Source organism: Curtobacterium sp. MCJR17_020, from assembly GCF_003234365.2.
Lineage (GTDB): Bacteria > Actinomycetota > Actinomycetes > Actinomycetales > Microbacteriaceae > Curtobacterium.
Genome location: NZ_CP126260.1, coordinates 1,224,480 through 1,241,904 on the forward strand (window position 1 = coordinate 1,224,480; position 17,425 = coordinate 1,241,904).

15 protein-coding genes and 1 tRNA gene are annotated in these 17,425 nt (G+C 71.8%); 15 read left to right on the plus strand and 1 reads right to left on the minus strand.

The features are described 5' to 3' along the window. Positions 1–210 precede the first annotated feature (210 nt). On the plus strand, positions 211–3,087 hold the full coding sequence (locus tag DEJ14_RS05845; RefSeq protein ID WP_111084533.1) for an Rne/Rng family ribonuclease: 2,877 nt from the start codon (positions 211–213) through the stop codon (positions 3,085–3,087). A 2-nt stretch (positions 3,088–3,089) separates the two neighbouring features. Then, a complete protein-coding gene (locus tag DEJ14_RS05850) occupies positions 3,090–3,980 on the plus strand; it encodes a hypothetical protein (RefSeq protein WP_111084534.1) in 891 nt (296 codons plus the stop codon). 204 nt (positions 3,981–4,184) lie between these two features. On the opposite strand, the gene DEJ14_RS05855 is transcribed toward DEJ14_RS05850, so the two are convergent. After that, positions 4,185–4,457, minus strand: a complete 273-nt coding sequence (locus DEJ14_RS05855) for a DUF4031 domain-containing protein (RefSeq protein ID WP_111084535.1) — start codon at positions 4,455–4,457, stop codon at positions 4,185–4,187. Between the two features lie 179 nt (positions 4,458–4,636). Between DEJ14_RS05855 and rplU the strand changes: the two genes are divergently transcribed. From rplU to DEJ14_RS05920, 13 genes are all read left to right on the plus strand, one after another. Then, positions 4,637–4,945, plus strand: a complete 309-nt coding sequence (gene rplU, locus DEJ14_RS05860; RefSeq protein WP_111084536.1) for a 50S ribosomal protein L21 — start codon at positions 4,637–4,639, stop codon at positions 4,943–4,945. Between the two features lie 12 nt (positions 4,946–4,957). Beyond that, positions 4,958–5,209: a 50S ribosomal protein L27 gene (rpmA, locus tag DEJ14_RS05865; protein WP_071257351.1), complete on the plus strand. Its 252-nt coding sequence runs from the start codon at positions 4,958–4,960 to the stop codon at positions 5,207–5,209. Positions 5,210–5,367: 158 nt separating this feature from the next. Next, positions 5,368–6,942, plus strand: a complete 1,575-nt coding sequence (gene obgE / locus DEJ14_RS05870; RefSeq protein ID WP_111084537.1) for a GTPase ObgE — start codon at positions 5,368–5,370, stop codon at positions 6,940–6,942. Between the two features lie 7 nt (positions 6,943–6,949). After that, positions 6,950–7,768 carry a glutamate 5-kinase gene (proB, locus tag DEJ14_RS05875; RefSeq protein WP_258373202.1) on the plus strand — a complete coding sequence of 273 codons (819 nt, stop codon included), beginning with the start codon at positions 6,950–6,952 and terminating at the stop codon, positions 7,766–7,768. 377 nt (positions 7,769–8,145) lie between these two features. Next, entirely contained in the window at positions 8,146–9,411 is a 1,266-nt protein-coding gene (locus DEJ14_RS05880; protein ID WP_111084538.1) for a glutamate-5-semialdehyde dehydrogenase, read from the plus strand. 41 nt (positions 9,412–9,452) lie between these two features. Beyond that, positions 9,453–9,653: a hypothetical protein gene (locus DEJ14_RS05885; RefSeq protein WP_111084539.1), complete on the plus strand. Its 201-nt coding sequence runs from the start codon at positions 9,453–9,455 to the stop codon at positions 9,651–9,653. 10 nt (positions 9,654–9,663) lie between these two features. Continuing rightward, positions 9,664–10,263, plus strand: a complete 600-nt coding sequence (gene nadD / locus DEJ14_RS05890) for a nicotinate-nucleotide adenylyltransferase (protein WP_111084540.1) — start codon at positions 9,664–9,666, stop codon at positions 10,261–10,263. After that, positions 10,260–11,783 (plus strand): hypothetical protein, encoded by a 1,524-nt coding sequence (locus tag DEJ14_RS05895; RefSeq protein ID WP_111084541.1) that lies wholly within the window; start codon positions 10,260–10,262, stop codon positions 11,781–11,783. Before nadD ends, DEJ14_RS05895 begins: the two co-directional genes overlap by 4 nt. Positions 11,784–11,914: 131 nt before the next feature. Further along, on the plus strand, positions 11,915–12,289 hold the full coding sequence (gene rsfS, locus DEJ14_RS05900) for a ribosome silencing factor (RefSeq protein WP_111084542.1): 375 nt from the start codon (positions 11,915–11,917) through the stop codon (positions 12,287–12,289). Between the two features lie 108 nt (positions 12,290–12,397). Beyond that, a tRNA-Ala gene (locus DEJ14_RS05905) sits at positions 12,398–12,473 on the plus strand. Positions 12,474–12,551: 78 nt separating this feature from the next. Next, complete coding sequence (locus DEJ14_RS05910) at positions 12,552–13,475, plus strand: aldose 1-epimerase family protein (protein WP_111084543.1); 924 nt, start codon at positions 12,552–12,554, stop codon at positions 13,473–13,475. Beyond that, positions 13,454–15,007: an anthranilate synthase component I family protein gene (locus DEJ14_RS05915; RefSeq protein ID WP_111084544.1), complete on the plus strand. Its 1,554-nt coding sequence runs from the start codon at positions 13,454–13,456 to the stop codon at positions 15,005–15,007. Before DEJ14_RS05910 ends, DEJ14_RS05915 begins: the two co-directional genes overlap by 22 nt. Positions 15,008–15,385: 378 nt before the next feature. After that, positions 15,386–17,371: a hypothetical protein gene (locus DEJ14_RS05920; protein ID WP_111084545.1), complete on the plus strand. Its 1,986-nt coding sequence runs from the start codon at positions 15,386–15,388 to the stop codon at positions 17,369–17,371. Positions 17,372–17,425 lie beyond the last annotated feature (54 nt).

The following is a 17,425-nucleotide window of genomic DNA, read 5'->3' on the forward strand; positions in this document are numbered from 1 at the left end:
GTGAGAGCGCACCGTGGTCGGGACAGCGTCACTCCGACGCCGAGCCGACCCGGGCCGGGTGCCCGGACCGGAACGGCAGCGGACGCAACGAGAAGTTGACGCAGACCGACCACGAAGACAGCGAGCGCGGGGCGTCGACGCCACCGCCACAACCAAAGAATTCCCGCCGCCTGACAAGGGTGCGAGTGGGGCCGAGGAGTGCGCCAGTCCATGGTGGAGCAGAACAACGACAACACGACCAACGACGAGAACGCCCCGAAGCGTCGGACCCGCCTGTTCGGCGGACGCCGCGCCCGGTCGTCCGGCCAGCAGGGCCAGGGTGGCGCCGTGCAGGCACCCCCCGTCGACGAACCCCTCGCACTGACGGACGGGGCACCGGCCGAGGCCGTGTCCGTCGCGGTCGAGGCCGTCTCCGCGCAGAGCGCCGAGCCGGACGACGTGAGCACGCTGACCGGCGACCTGCCGGTGGTCACGGCCGAGCCGACCGAGCCCGCAGCCGACGTGGCGGAACCGAGTGGTGCCTCCCGTCCGGCCGAGCCCGAGCCGACGGCCGAGGCGAGCGAACCCGCCGCCCCCGCCGAGCCGTTCGTCCCGAAGGCGACGAGCACGCTCAGCCTGATCTTCCACGCCCCCGTCCTGCCGGAGCTGCCGCGCCGTGCCGCGCGGTACGAGCGCGACGAGGACGACCGAGACGACCGCTACGACCGCTCCGAGCGCGAGGACCGGTTCGACCGCGATGACCGGTACGACACCGACGAGCGTGAGGAGCAGGGCGGATCCCGCCGGCGCTCGCGTCGTCGGGGGAGCAGCGCCGACCGCGAGGCCCGTGCGCCCCGCGAGCCGCGCGACCACCAGGAGCCCCGCCGCCGCGAGCCCGAGCTCATCACCGAGCCGCAGCGCATCAAGGGATCCACCCGGCTCGAGGCGAAGAAGCAGCGCCGCCGCGACGGCCGTGACGCCGGACGCCGACGCCAGGTCGTGAGCGAGGACGAGTTCCTCGCCCGCCGCGAGAGCGTCGACCGCCAGATGATCGTCCGCTCCAGCTCGTCGACCATCGAGATCGGCGTGCTCGAGGACGGCATCCTCGCCGAGCACTACATCACCAAGTCCGAGAACGTGTCGCTGATCGGCAACGTGTACCTCGGCAAGGTGCAGAACGTCCTGCCCTCGATGGAGGCCGCCTTCGTCGACATCGGCCGCGGCCGCAACGCCGTGCTGTACGCCGGCGAGGTCGACTGGAACTCGGTCGACACCAGCCACGGCCGTCGCATCGAGGCCGCGCTCAAGCCGGGCGACAAGGTCCTGGTGCAGGTCACGAAGGACCCCGTCGGCCACAAGGGTGCCCGTCTGACCAGCCAGGTCTCGCTGCCCGGTCGGTACCTGGTCTACGTGCCGAACGGCTCGATGAACGGGATCTCCCGCAAGCTGCCCGACACCGAGCGTGCGCGCCTGAAGAAGATCCTGAAGGAGGTCCTGCCGGAGCACGCGGGCGTCATCGTGCGCACCGCTGCCGAAGGTGCGACCGAGGAGCAGCTCACCCGCGACGTGCAGCGCCTGACCAGCCAGTGGGAGGCCATCCAGAAGAAGGTCGCCGGTGGCCAGGCCCCGGTGATGCTGCACTCGGAGCCGGACCTGCTCGTCAAGATCGTGCGTGACGTCTTCAACGAGGACTTCACGAAGCTCATCATCGACGGCGAGGCCGCCGGCGGCACCATCGACGAGTACCTGTCGGCCGTCGCGCCCGACCTGAAGGACCGCGTCGTCCGCTACGAGGGCCCGGACTCCTTCGAGGAGTACCGCCTGAACGAGCAGATCGACAAGGCGCTCGACCGCAAGGTCTGGCTGCCCTCCGGCGGTTCGCTCGTCATCGACCGCACCGAGGCCATGACGGTCGTCGACGTCAACACGGGCAAGTTCGTCGGCTCCGGGGGCAACCTCGAGGAGACGGTCACGAAGAACAACCTCGAGGCCGCCGAGGAACTCGTCCGCCAGCTCCGCCTGCGCGACATCGGCGGCATCATCGTCGTCGACTTCATCGACATGGTGCTCGAGGAGAACCGCGACCTCGTGCTCCGTCGCCTGATCGAGTGCCTGAGCCGCGACCGCACGAAGCACCAGGTCGCCGAGGTCACCTCGCTCGGCCTCGTGCAGATGACCCGCAAGAAAATCGGCGTCGGCCTGCGCGAGTCACTCGACGAGGTCAACGCGAAGGTCAACGACAACAACGCCGACCCGGGCCCGAGCAAGGGACGTCGCAAGGGGCGCAGCGGTGCCGGCGGCAACGGCAACGGCAGCGGCACCGGTGGCAACGGGAACGGCGGCAACGGGCACGGCAACGGCGGGGGCAACTCCGGCGGTGGCTCGGGTCCCGGTTCGTCGAACGGCCAGTCCAGCCAGGCGCACCAGATCACCGACGACGTGAAGAACGCGTTGTCGCGGATCGCCGCCTCGACGATCCCGCACGAGGACTCGCCGGCATCGCCGACGTCGGCGGAGGCACCGACCTCGGCCGACGTCCCCGCAGCGACGTCCGCGTCCGACGACTCCGGTGCGGGCGAGCAGCCCACCGGGTCGAAGCGTCGGCGCCGTGGTGGCCGTGGTGGACGGAGCGGTGAGCAGTCGAACGCTGCCGCGACCGAGACCACCGAGGTCACCGAGTCGGCGCCCGTCGCAGTCGAGGCGGAGGCGGCTGTCGAGCCGAAGCAGGCCGAGCCGAAGCGCGACGAGCCGAAGCAGGCCGAGCCGAAGCAGGCGGTCGCCGAGGCTGCTGCTCCTGCCGCCGAGCCGAAGGCCAAGGCCCCGGCCCGCCGTCGGGTCAGCTCCAGCGCGACGGTGACCCCGACCGACAACACGGTCGCGATCCTGGACATCCCGCTCAACGCCGCCCCGAAGCGCGAGCCGCGGCAGGTCGCCCCGGACGCCGAGTCGCTGTTGGACTCCGTGCTCCAGGCGCTGCCCGAGCCGAAGCAGCCGGGTCAGGGCCGTTCGCGGTCCCGCCGGGTGTCGTCGCCGAGCATCAGTGCCCCGGCCACGACCGAGGGCGCATCCGGCGAGGACACCGACGGCTCCGTCATCCTGGGGAACTGAGCGTGACGAACCCCGGTGACCCGCAGCAGGATCGTGGGTACTACGGTGCGGGCTGGCACCAGCCCGCACCGCCCGGACCCGGGGGAGCCGGTGGTTCCGCGCCGCGGCACGGCGTCCAGCCCGCTGCCGGGGTGCCCTACGCCCCGCCGCGACCGCCGCGTGCACCGGCCGATCCACGTCGGGCCTTCGCGCCCGGCGCCTCGGTGAACAACACCGCCGGGGCGCTCATCGCCGTCGTGTCCCTCGTGCTGGTCGAGTTCGTGTCCGGCATCGTCGGCCTCATCGGGACGTCGCTCGTCGTCAGCCCGTTCGCGCACTACGGAGCGGGGGCCAGCCTGGTCGGCAGCTTCATCGCCTCGGTGTTCCTGGCGCCGTTCCCGTTCTACGCGGGGGCGTTCCTGGCGCTGGCGTTCCTGACGCCGATCGCCCGCCGCAGCCCGCTGCCGACCGTGCTGCTCCGCGCCGTGCTCGCCGGGGCTGCCGGGACGATCGCCCTCGCGCTCGTCGGTGTCTTCACGGGCGCGTTCGGTGCGATCACCTCGGGCGGGTCGCGCCTGGTCATCGACGTCGTCACGAACCCGCTCCGCAACGGCGTGCCGTTCACGGTGATGCTCCTGGCGAGCGCGACCGCGGCGTGGCTGTGGCTCGGTCGCCCGCGACGGAACCGTGGCACCGCGCCGACGTCCGGCCTACCGGGGACGGTGCGGCCCGCTGACGCCGTCCCGCCCGCGACCGTGCAGCCGGGGCCGCAGCAGCCGCAGCAGGGCCCGTACGGACAGGGTCTGGTCCAGCCGGACCCCCACGGGCAGTACGGCGGCCAGTACGGCGCACAGCACTGTCCGGACCAGCAGCAGCCGCCGGCCGCCCCCTGGGGCGGTCCAGCGCCTCGCTGACCTCGGGTCGTCGCTCGCGACGCGGTCGCGCGTGCGGTCGTGCCCGAGACGCGGCCGCGCACCGTGTGGCGGGACTGGCGTGGCGGGGGCGCGCCGGGCCTCCCGTCCGCACCGTGCGCGGTTGCAGAAACCGTGCGAGCCAGCATGCCCCGCACCGATTCCAGAACCTCGCACAATGCGTGCCGGACGCACGCGCGCGGCGCGTCAGTGGGCGCGCTTGTCGCGCTGCGCCACGCGCAGGCCGCTGTGGATCAGCCGCAGCACGAGCTCCCGGCCGGACACCGCAGAGGCCCCCGCGGCGACCAGTTCGTCGTACTTCGCGAGCGGCACGTCGTAGTGGTCGTGGTCGAACGCACGACGCGGCACACCGGCGCGTGCAGCGAACGCGTGGAGTTCCGCGTAGGATTCATCACTGACGAGGTGCGACCACAGAGTGTCGTGAGCGGGCCACGTCGGTGGGTCGATCAACACGGTCACCGTGCAATCGTACGTGTGTCGCCGTTTGACCGGACCCATGGGGATCGAGTATTCTCGATCCCTGGTGTCAGCGGGCCGTTCTGCCTGCGTCGCCGATCGGGCCCGGCCCTCCGGGAGCCGCTCGTGCAGAAGTGGGCACCCGAGACTTCCCTCAAGCAGAGTTACGTAAGGATTTCCACGTGGTTTACGCAGTAGTGCGCGCCGGCGGCCGTCAGGAAAAGGTCGAGGTCGGCACCATCCTGACCGTCGACCGTGTCAAGGCGGACGACAAGGGCAACATCGACCTCGCCCCCGTGCTCCTCGTGGACGGTGACAAGATCACGTCGGCGGCTTCCGAGCTCGTCAACGTGACCGTCACCGCCGAGGTGCTCGACGACCTGCGCGGTCCGAAGGTCATAATCCAGAAGTTCAAGAACAAGACCGGGTACAAGAAGCGCCAGGGTTTCCGCGCTGAACTGACCCGCGTCAAGATCACCAAGATCGCGTAAGGGAGTCAGCTCATGGCACACAAGAAGGGTGCGAGTTCCACTCGCAACGGTCGTGACTCGAACGCTCAGCGCCTCGGCGTGAAGCGCTTCGGTGGCGAGGTCGTCAACGCCGGCGAGATCATCATCCGCCAGCGTGGCACCCACTTCCACCCGGGCGCCAACGTCGGCCGCGGTGGCGACGACACGCTGTTCGCCCTCTCGGCCGGTTCGGTCGAGTTCGGCACCAAGGGTGGCCGCAAGGTCATCAACATCGTCAACGCGTAGTCGCGACGATCAGCTTCAGCGGGAGGGGCGGGCCGAGTGCCCGCCCCTCCTTCGCTTTTCCCGCCGACGGATCACGTCGGCACAACGCGCTGACGGATCACGTCGGCACAACGCGCTGACGGATCTCGTCGGCGCAACGACCTTCCAGGAGTGGAACCATGGCGACCTTCGTCGACCGCGTGACCCTGCACCTCAGCGCGGGGAAGGGCGGCAACGGTTGCGTCTCGGTCCGCCGTGAGAAGTTCAAGCCCCTCGCCGGGCCCGACGGCGGCAACGGCGGTGACGGCGGCGACATCGTGCTCGTGGCCGACCCGCAGGTCACCACGCTGCTCGGCTACCACCGCTCCCCGCACCGTTCGTCCAAGAACGGTCAGCCGGGCATGGGCGACCACCGCAGCGGCGTCAGCGGCGAGGTCCAGGAACTCCCGCTCCCGATCGGCACCGTCGTGTACGACGAGGCCGGCGAGGTCATCGCCGACCTGACCGAACCCGGTATGCGTGTCGTCGTGGCCCCCGGTGGCCAGGGCGGCCTCGGCAACGCGGCGCTCTCCACCACCAAGCGCAAGGCCCCCGGCTTCGCGCTCCTCGGCACCGAGGGCTGGGCGGGCGACATCAGTCTCGAGCTGAAGACCATCGCCGACGTCGCCCTCGTCGGGTTCCCGAGCGCCGGCAAGTCCTCGCTCATCGCAGCGATCTCGGCCGCGAAGCCGAAGATCGCCGACTACCCCTTCACCACGCTCACCCCGAACCTCGGCGTCGTCGAGTCGGGCGAGAGCCGCTTCACGGTCGCCGACGTCCCCGGGCTGATCGAGGGCGCGTCCGAGGGCAAGGGCCTCGGCCTCGAGTTCCTGCGCCACGTCGAGCGCTGCGAAGCCCTGCTGCACGTCATCGACTGCGCGACGATGGACCCGGGTCGCGACCCGATCAGCGACCTCGACGTCATCCTCGGCGAGCTCGAGCGCTACCCGGTCCCCGAGGGTCAGGTGCCGCTGCTCGAGCGTCCGCAGCTGATCGCGCTCAACAAGATCGACGTGCCGGACGCCGCGGAGCTCGCCGAGTTCGTCACCGCCGAGCTCGAGGGCCGCGGCTACCGCGTGTTCCCGATCTCCACGGCGTCGCACAAGGGGCTGCGTGAGCTGACGTTCGCGTTGGCCGAGGTCGTCGAGCAGGGTCGTGCCAAGCGCGCGGCCGAGCCCGTCGTCGAGCGCATCGTCATCCGCCCCCGCGCGGTCAACGACCAGGGCTTCACGGTCCGTGCCGAGGGCGGTGAGGAGCACCGCTTCTTCCGCGTCCGCGGCGCGAAGCCGGAGCGATGGATCCAGCAGACCGACTTCACCAACGAAGAGGCGATCGGGTTCCTGGCCGACCGGCTCGCGAAGCTCGGCGTCGAGGACGGCCTGTTCAAGGCCGGCGCGGTCGCCGGTTCGACCGTCGTGATCGGTGGCGACGGCGGCATGGTCTTCGACTGGGAGCCGACGCTCACGTCCACCGCGGAGCTCATCACGAGCGCGCGCGGTACCGACGCCCGCATCGGTGCGACCTCGCGTCCGACCCGCAACGAGCGTCGCGAGGAGTACTTCGAGCGGATGGACGCCAAGGCGGCCGCCCGTGCCGAGCTCGAGCAGGAGCGTGTGTCCGGGCTCTGGGTGAACGACGACGTCGTCACCAGCGACGACCTCGAGACCGGCGACCTCGAGACCGGCGACTTCGAGACCAGCGACCAGAAGGACTGACCGCGGCATGACCGACACGACCGCCCGCACCGACCTCGGACCCGTCACCCGGCGAGAGGACATCCCGCGTGCGCGGCGGATCGTGGTCAAGGTCGGCTCGTCCTCGGTCAGCGGTGACGCCGCCGGCCAGATCGGTCCGCTGGTGGACGCCCTGGCCGGCGCCTACGGCCGTGGCACCGAGGTCGTGCTCGTGTCGTCCGGTGCGATCGCGACCGGGTTCCCGTTCCTCGGGCTCGAGGGCCGTCCCGACGACCTCGCCACGCAGCAGGCCGCCGCGGCCACCGGCCAGAACGTCCTGATGTTCCGGTACCAGAAGGAACTCGACCGGCACCGGGTCGTCGCGGCGCAGATCCTGCTGACCGCCGGCGACCTGCAGAACCCCACGCACCGGGTGAACGCGCAGCGCGCCATCGACCGGCTGCTCGCCCTGCGGGTGCTGCCGATCGTGAACGAGAACGACACGGTCGCCACGCACGAGATCCGCTTCGGCGACAACGACCGGCTCGCCGCCCTGGTGGCGCGGCTGCTCGGTGCCGACGCCCTGGTGCTGCTGTCCGACGTCGAGGCCCTGTACACGAAGCCGCCGGAGCAGCCCGGCGCCGAGCGCATCGACGCGGTACCGTTCGGCGACGAGCTCGCCGGCGTCACCTTCGGCTCCGTCGGCAAGTCCGGCGTGGGGACCGGGGGAGCGGGCACCAAGGTCGCGGCAGCGCGACTCGCGGCCGAGGCGGGCACGTCGGTCCTGGTGACCGCCACGGCCCTCGTCGACCGCGCCCTGTCGGGCGAGCACGTCGGCACCTGGTTCCACGCCGCGCCGCGTCCCTGACACGGGTCGGACCGCGCCCGGAGCGGTCACGACTCGCGGTCGGGACGGCGCCGACTGGTCAGAGACCGTCGGCGCCGGGGTCGCGGAGCGGCGGTCTGCGACCACTCGCGTGGCGCAGGACGACGTGTGGTGACCGGTCGGCGTGGTGAACGCGACCGCCTGGAGGCCCGGCGCGTGTCCCGGAGACCGGTGCGGGCCTCCAGGCGGTCACGACTCACCGACGGACTGCGTCGAACGGTCGGGACCAGTCGACGGGGTCGGCGCGGAGCGACGCGGCGCGACCGCTCGGCGTTGGTGGTACGACGTGTCGTGACCGGTCGGCCGGCGAGACGCCGTCACGCCCGTCACGGGCCGACGAGCGGACCTAGAATCGGTCCATGTCGTCGATCGCGCCCGCCCCGACCCTGACCGACACGCTCGTGGCGGCCCGGACCGCATCGTCGGCCCTGGCGACCGCGACGACGGCGGTCAAGGACGCCGCCCTGGTGGCGATCGCCGCCGGGGTCCGTGCCGCCACCGACGAGATCGTCGCCGCGAACCACGGCGACCTGGTCGCGGGCGAGGAGAGCGGCCTGTCCTCCGGCCTCGTCGACCGCCTCCGACTCGACCCCGCACGCATCGAGGCGCTGGCCACCGCGGTCGAGGACGTCGTCGGCCTGCAGGACCCGGTGGGGGAGCACCTGCGGGGCTCGCTGCTGCCGAACGGCCTGCAGCTCACCCAGGTGCGGGTGCCGTTCGGTGTCGTCGGCGCCATCTACGAGGCACGACCGAACGTCACGGTCGACATCGCCTCGCTCGCGCTGAAGTCCGGCAACGCGGTCGTGCTCCGCGGGGGGTCGGCGGCCCAGCGGACGAACGCCGTGCTCGTTGCCCGCATCCAGGACGCCGTCGAGTCGGTCGGCCTGCCGCGCGAGCTCGTGCAGACCATCGACGAGTTCGGCCGTGCCGGAGCCACCGAGCTCATGCGCGCCCGCGGCCTGGTCGACGTGCTCATCCCGCGCGGCAGCGCCTCGCTCATCCAGACCGTCGTCACCGAGTCGCAGGTCCCCGTGATCGAGACCGGCGCCGGCGTGGTGCACGTGTTCCTCGACGCGTCGGCCCCCGAGCAGCGCGCCGTCGACATCGTCCTGAACAGCAAGGTGCAGCGTCCGAGCGTCTGCAACGCCCTCGAGACGCTGCTGGTGCACGAACAGGCGGCCGAGCGGCTGCTGCCCGTGCTCGCTGACCGGCTCCGCGCCTCCGGTGTCACGCTGCGCGGCGACGACGCCACGCGGGCGATCGTGCCGGGCGTGCTGCGCGCCACCGACGAGGACTGGGCGACCGAGTCGATGGACCTCGACCTGTCGATCCGGGTCGTGCCGGACGTCGACGCCGCGATGGCGCACATCGCGCACTGGTCCACCCACCACACCGAGTCGATCGTCACGAACGACGTCGACACGGCCGAGCGGTTCCTGGCGACGGTCGACTCCGCGGTCGTGATGGTGAACGCGTCGACGCGCTTCACCGACGGCGGGGAGTTCGGGTTCGGCGCCGAGGTGGGCATCTCGACGCAGAAGCTGCACGCGCGTGGCCCGATGGGGCTGCCGGAGCTCACGAGCACCAAGTGGATCGTGCGCGGGAACGGCCAGATCCGCGGCTAGACTGAACGGCGTCTTTCCCCGACCGAACGGAGCACCGAACGATGACCTTCCTCGCAGAAGCTGCTGAGCACGCCTCCGGGGCCCCGGCGTTCGTGTTCCCGCTCGTCGGTGCGCTGTTCTTCGTCTTCCTGGGCTTCGTCACCTGGAGCTTCCGCGACGTGGCGTACCGCCACTCGCAGAAGTTCGAGGCGACCCGCCACCACGAGACGGGTGTCGACGAGTTCGGCCACACCAAGATCTGATCTGCACGCGATGCTCGAGAGCACCGGACGACCGCGCATCGGGGTGATGGGCGGCACGTTCGACCCCATCCACCACGGTCACCTCGTCGCGGCGTCCGAGGTCGCTCGGGCGTTCGACCTGGACGAGGTCGTGTTCGTCCCCACCGGTCAGCCGTACATGAAGTCCGGTGTCACGGATGCCGAGCACCGCTACCTGATGACGGTCATCGCGACCGCGTCCAACCCGATGTTCACGGTGAGCCGCGTCGACATCGACCGCCCCGGCCCGACGTACACGGTCGACACGCTCCGCGACCTGCACGAACAGCGGCCCGACGCGCAGCTCGTCTTCATCTCGGGCGCAGACGCCGTTCAGCAGATTGTCGACTGGAAAGACCATGATGGTCTCTGGGACCTCGCGCACTTCGTCGCCGTGACGCGTCCGGGACACGACCTGAGCATCAGCGGACTCCCCGAGCGAGACGTAAGCTTGCTCGAAGTCCCCGCACTGGCCATCTCGTCGACCGACTGCCGCGACCGGGTGAGACGTGGTTCCCCCGTCTGGTACCTGGTCCCCGACGGGGTCGTCCAGTACATCTCCAAGCACCACCTGTATCGGAGCGTTGCATGAGTTCGTCCGACGCGCAGCCGCCCCTGTCGCGGCGCCAGGCGCGCGAGCGGGAGCGTGCCGCAGCAGCCGGTTCGCAGCCCGCGACGCCGCCGCCGACCGTCGCCGCCCCAGCCGAGTCGACGGACCCCCGTCCTCGGCCCGGTTCGCACGTGGCACCCGCCCCCGGCGGTCCGACCCAGTCCTCCGCTCCGGCGTCTGCCGCGACAGGCACGTCGGCCCCGACGGGCACGCCAGCCTCGGCGCCCTCCGTGCCGGTGACCTCCGTCCCCGCGGCCGGGGTGTCGCCGTTCCCGCCCGCCTCGGCGACCGAGATCGTGCCAGGCAGCGGTGGTCTGACCCGCCGCCAGATCCGCCAGCAGCGCGCCGCCGAGAACCAGGCGGTCCTGCCGGTCCCGCTGCAGAACCCCACGCCGCAGTCCTCCGACCGCACCGTCGAGGACGTCCTCGGGTCGGTCGACACCATCGAGCCGACCTCGGCGCCGCGCGCCGCGGATGAGCCGTCCGGTTCCGAGACCCCCACGGTGCTCGACGAGGCAGCGGTCGCCCAGGCCACCGAGGCCGACGGGTCGCCCGACGCCCTCGAGCCGCTCGACGAAGCCGCTGCGCACGCCGAGGAGCCCCGGCGCCACCGGTCGACCTGGTCGCCGCCCGCCGACGACGCATCCGACGCACAGCCCGCAGCCGGGTCCACGGACGAGGCTCCCGCAGGGACGTCCAGCGACCTGACGAGCACCGACCAGGCGAGCACGGACTCGACGCAGACCGACGAGACGGGCACTCATGAGACGGGCGCCGACGAGGCGCAGACCGACGCGGACGCCCCGGTCGACGTCGCCGCGCCCGAGCACCCCTCGGCCACGCCGCTCCCGGGGATCCCGGACGGCGCGCCGTCGACCCCGGCGGTGTTCCCACTGTCCCTCGACCCCGAGGACGACGACACCAACGAGGTCCCGATCCCGGAGCCCGCACGGACCGACCCCCCGAAGGTCCCCGCGTCCTTCCAGCGGCCGGCCGAGCCGAAGCCGATGACGACGGCCTTCGAGCCGCCCGTCGGGCACTGGTCGCAGCAGGCGCACGGCTCGAACGACGCCGAGGTGCACGACGACTCGACCGGCACCCGCCGGATCGCGGTGACCGACACCAACGCGATCATCCTGCCGAACTCGGCCCTCGCCGACCCGACCGGAGCACTGAACGCGACGGGCGAAGTGATCCTCACGGGGTCCATCGACCTGCCCGCGTCGCTGTCCTCGACGGGGTCACACCGACCGATCGACGGTGCCGAGGTCGACCGCCTGCTCGAGCAGCACGACGAGCAGCCGGAGACCGACGCCAGCCCGGTGCGCGCCAGCCGCGCGGTGTCCAGCCACACCTCGACCCGCCAGGTCGTCCTCGCCGCCGCGAAGCCGAAGGAGTCGCGCACGCCGCTCATCCTCGGCGTCACGGTCGGCGCCGTCGGTGTCGCCGCAGCCGCGGTCATCATCGTCGCGCTCGTCACGACCCACACCTTCGGCGGCTGACGCCCCGACCCGAACCACCGATCCCGACACCTGCGTCGGCCGCGGCCTGGCCGTGCGTCGGCGGGGTGTCTTATGATCGTGACCCACCAAGCGATCCGGCTCCCTGCCGGGTCGACGACCGGAAGGAATCCGTGACCGCCTCCACTCGCGCACTGGAACTCGTGCAGGCCGCCGCTCTCGCGGCCGACGCCAAGCAGGCCGAGGACCTCGTCGCGCTCGATGTGACCGGGCCGTTGCAGCTCACGGACGTGTTCCTGCTCGCAACCGGTCGGAACGAGCGCAACGTGCAGTCCATCGCCGATGCGGTCGAGGAGCGCCTCCTCGAGCTCGGCGCCAAGACCCTCCGCCGCGAAGGCCGGAGCGAGGGCCGCTGGGTCCTCATCGACGTCGGCGACATCGTGGTGCACGTCTTCCACGACGAGGACCGTCAGTACTACTCGCTCGAGCGGCTCTGGGCAGACTGCCCGACGATCCCGCTCGAGCTCCCGGTGGACCACACCGCCTGATCAGCGACGCGCCCGGGTGACGGCTTCGATTTCGTTGCCCGGCGTTCGCATGGTGTACGCTTCTATGGTGCCTCCGGGGAACCGGTCGGCACCGAAGCAACACAATCTGGGTCTGTGGCGCAGCTGGTAGCGCACCTGCATGGCATGCAGGGGGTCAGGGGTTCGAGTCCCCTCAGATCCACCAACAACCCCCGTCGTTCCCCGGAACGGCGGGGGTTTCCTCGTGGTGCGAGTGGCCGCACGTGCCCGATACGCTGTGCGCATGAGCAACGATGCGCCGCTGTCCGGAACCCCGCTGACGATCTCCGCCGCCGGGTACACGGCCGACATCGCCACGGTCGGTGCGACGCTGCGGACCCTGCGGCACGAGGGTCGCGACCTGATCGTGCCGTTCGACGCCGACGAGGTCCGCCCGGCCTTCCGCGGTGCGGTCCTCGCTCCGTGGCCGAACCGCGTCGTCGACGGCGAGTACACCTTCGGGGGCGTCGACCACGAGCTCGCGCTCACCGAGCCGGCACGGCACCACGCCCTGCACGGACTGGTCGCCTGGACCGACTTCCGGGTCGAGGCTCAGGAGCCCGACCGCGTGGCACTCACCACCACCGTGCAGGCCCAGGCGGGCTACCCGTACCGCGTCGAGGTCCTGGTCGAGTACCGACTCGACGCCACCGGGCTGCACACGACGATCACCGGTACGAACTCCGGTGCCGACGACGCCCCGTGGGGGACCGGCCCGCACCCGTACCTGGTCGCGGGCGCCGGCACGGTCGACGACTGGACCCTCACCCTGCCCGCGGCCGAGGTGCTCGAGGTCACCCCTGACCGGCTCGTCCCGACCGACCTGGTCCCCGTGCACGACGAGTTCGACCTGCGCACGCCCACCCTCATCGGCGACCGGTTCATCGACCACGCCTTCACGGGCTTCGACCGCGACGCCGACGAGACCGCGACCATCGCGCTGACCGCCGCCGACGGCCGTGGTGTCCGCGTGGCCTTCGGGCCTGAGTGCCCGTGGGTGCAGGTGCACACGGCCGACCACGTGGTCCCCGAGTACCACCGCGCTGGGCTGGCGGTCGAGCCGATGACGTGCGCGCCCGACGCCTTCAACGACGGGGTCGACCGTGGTCTCGTGGTGCTCGCCCCGGGTGCGTCCCACGCCGCCGCATGGACGATCTCCGCGATCTGACCGGTCCGTCGGCCGGCGTGCGCATCGAGGTCCGCCGGCTCGACCCTGCCCCCGACCTCGGCGTGCTGGCCGCGCAGGCCGGCGGCGACCTGGTGTGGCTCGACTCCGCGTTGCCGGACGGTGCGCCGGACACCGCTCGACCACGCGCGCGGTGGTCGGTCCTGGCATGGACGGACGGGCCGTTCCGAGCCCGGTTCCGGCACCAGGACCGGCAGGCGTCCGTCGACGTCGCTGCGCCCGCCGCCGGGTGGTTCGGTCCGTCGTCCACCGACGACCGTCCGGCCTTCGCCGTGCTGGCGGGACTGCTGGACCGGACGCCGCACCTGCCCGAGCCGATCGCCGGCTGCGGCTTCGCGCTCGGCTGGGTCGGGTTCCTCGGGTACGAGCTCGGTCGCGAGTCCGGCGGCCCGGACCGCACCGCCGACGGCCACGCCGACGCCGACCTGCGGTTCGTGGACCGCGCCGTGGTCGTCGACCACACCGACGGTGCCTGGGCGCTGACGCTCGTCGCCGACGCCGAACCGGCGGCCAGCGCGCAGAACCGGGTGTGGCTCGAGACGGCGACCGGGGCTCCATCGCAGGTCGACGTGGCGGACGCGGCCACGGGCCTCCCGTCCGGGGTGTCGTCAGCGGTCGGACGCGTGTCGCGTGCCGACCACGAACGCGCGGTCGACGCGTGCCGCGCCGAGATCCGCGAGGGGAACGCGTTCCAGGTCTGCCTCACCACCTCCTTCTCCGTGCCGGGCGGGGACCGGGAGGCCCGGGTCGACCCCGGTGCGGATCCGCACCGGGACGACCCGCACCTGGCCGACTACGTGCGGATGCGGGCGTCGGACCCGGTCCCGTTCGGTGCGTACCTGCGGCTTGGCCCGCTGCGCGTGGCGAGCCGGTCCCCGGAACGGTTCCTGCGGATCGACGCGGACGGTGCCGTGCTGGCAGAACCGATCAAGGGCACGCGGCGGCGCGTCGCCGACGCTGCCGCCGACGCTGCCGTGCGGGACGACCTCGCGGTGAGCGCCAAGGACCGTGCCGAGAACGTGATGATCGTCGACCTGCTGCGGAACGACCTGCTGCGGACGGCGACGCCCGGGTCGGTGCACGTCGACCGGCTGTGCGCGGTCGAGACCTACGCGAGCGTGCACCAGATGGTGTCGACGATCGGCGCGCAGCTGCCGGCGGCGACGTCGCGGGCGGACGTGGTGCGGGCGGCGTTCCCTCCGGGGTCGATGACCGGGGCGCCGAAGGTCAGTGCGATGGCGATCGCCGACCGGCTCGAGGGAGCGCCGCGCGGGGTGTACTCGGGCGTGATCGGGTACTTCTCGGCGAGCGGAGCAGTCGACCTGTCGGTGGTGATCCGGACGCTGGTGACGGTGGTGGATGCCGCAGGTCAGGTCCGCTCGCGGACACTCGGGGCCGGGGGAGCGGTGACGTGGTCGTCGGTCGCGGCGGACGAGGCGGACGAGGTCGTGACGAAGACACGGTCGGTGCTGGGCGCGGTCGGAGCGACGGCATCATGGAACGGCAATATGTAAAATACCGTGCGTTACGATGTGGTCGCCGCGTCTCGCGGTCCCCCCACATCAAGGAGTTCCCTTTGGCAATCCCACGCACAGCACGCCTGACGGCCCTCGGGGTCGTCGTCGCAGTCGGCCTCGGCTGCTCGGTCGGCTCGACCGGCGCCGTCGCGGCGACGACGGACGCCACCCGCGCCGCTGCTCCCGCGAGCGCCGCGCACGCCGCCTCCGCGGCGAGCACCACCGAGACGGTCGTGCCCGCGCCCGTCATCCGCAACATCGAGACCGAGCTCAACGGCACCCAGCGGATGCTCGGCACCGCTGGTTCCGATCGCGTCGAAGGTCCTCGACGGCGACACCGTCGTCAGCGCCTGGCCGGGTGGTGCCGGCCTCTTCATGATCTCCGTGTCGGACCGCTACAAGGACACGCCGCTGACGATGGTCGCATCGCGCGTCGTCGACGGCGAGACCGTCCGCTCGGAGCCCGTCCCGCTCCCGCGCACCCTGCAGCTCGACGACGTCTCGGCGACCACCACCTTCACCCCCGGCACGGTCGACTTCTCCGGGACCGCCACGGCCGGTGCGACGATCACCGCGACCGAAGCCGACGGCACCGAGGTGTTCCGCACCGAGGTGCCCGCGACCAAGGCCGACGTGCAGCAGTGGTCGACGTCCGCCGACCTGACCGACGCCAGCCACGTGCTGACGTTCACGCAGACGGCGCCGTCCGGCATCACGACCACCGTCGAGGGCGTCCGGTTCGAGCCGGGCGACGCCGAGGGCATCGCCGCACCCGTCGTCGACGGGATCGAACGCGGCGTGGACGGCCGGTTCTTCGTGGACGGTACCGGTACCGGCACTGCCGTCGTCACCGTCGGCGGCGAGGAGTACACCGCCGACGTCCAGGACGGCGGGCACTTCCGCGTCACCGTCCCGGAGCGGTTCGTCGGGGAGACCGCGACCGTCGTCTCGCGCTCCGGCGCCGACACGTCCGCGCCGATCGAGGTGGTCCTGCGCGCCGCCGAGGAGGACTCGAGCATCGCCGCACCGACGGTCCGCGACGTCTTCAACCTGCCGGACGGACGCATCCAGGTGACCGCGGACGCGAACGCCCCCGGTGCGACGTGGTTCATGCACGGCGACCGGGTCGTGGCCGGGACGCCCACCGACGGTGGGATCTCCTACACGATCGGCTCGCAGTTCACCGACCAGCAGATCGACATGGTGACGATGCAGCTCGGCAAGATCTCGGCGCGGACCGCGCTGCCCCGGCTCCTGTCTGTCGACGGCGTCACCGACGGGGACAACGTGTTCGTCCCGGGCACGAACACGTTCTCCGGGTCGGCCGAGGCCGGTGCGACGATCGTCGCCCGCGACGCCGACGGCACGGAGCTCTTCTCGACCGAGGCCACGGGCGCGAAGGCCGGCGTCGGGACCTGGTCGGCGGACGCCGACCTGCCGAAGGGTGCGCTCGAGGTCACGTTCACGCAGACCACCCCGGACGGCCGGACCTCGACGATGCAGGACGTCTCGTTCACGTCGGACGACGGCACGCCGGTCGCCCCGGTGGTCGTCACCTCGCCCGCCGAGGGGTCGACGGTGACGTCGAAGCGTCCGGTGTTCGAGGGCACCGGTGACGAGGGTGCCACGATCGTGGTGCGGGGTTCGAGCCGCCAGGTGGCGACGACCACGGTGGTCGACGGCAAGTGGGCGGTACCGGCGGACTTCGACCTCGGGAACGGTGACTACCGCCTGCTGGTGGTGCAGGAGCCCACTCGCGGTGCTCCGACGGACCCGGTCGTCATCACGTTCACGGTGCGGCACGCGGTCGCACCGGTGGTACCGGTGGTCGTGACCGGACCGGCCGAGGGGTCGACGGTGACGTCGAAGCGTCCGGTGTTCTCGGGTACGGGTGACGAGGGTGCCACGATCGTGGTGCGGGGTTCGAGCCGCACGGTGGCGACGACCACGGTGGTCGACGGCAAGTGGTCCGTGCCGGCCGACTTCGACCTCGGGAACGGTGACTACCGCCTGCTGGTGGTGCAGGAGCCCACCCAGGGCGTCCCGACCCTCCCGGTCGTCCTCTCGTTCACCGTGCGGCATGCCGCCGCCGCGCCGGTCGTGGTGACCGGGCCGACCGAGGGGTCGACGGTGACGTCGAAGCGTCCGGTGTTCGAGGGCACCGGTGCCGAGGGTGCTTCGGTCGTGATCAAGGGGTCGAGCCGTCAGGTGGCGACGACCACGGTCGAGGACGGAACCTGGTCGGTCCCGTCGGACTTCGACCTGGGGAACGGCGCGTACCGCCTGTGGGTCACGCAGACCCCGACCGGTGGTGCGGCTCCGACCACGGTCGACGTGACGTTCCGGGTCGCCGCGAACTGACGCTGACACCGTCTGCCTGACGCGCCGGGCATCCTCGCCACGAGGGTGCCCGGC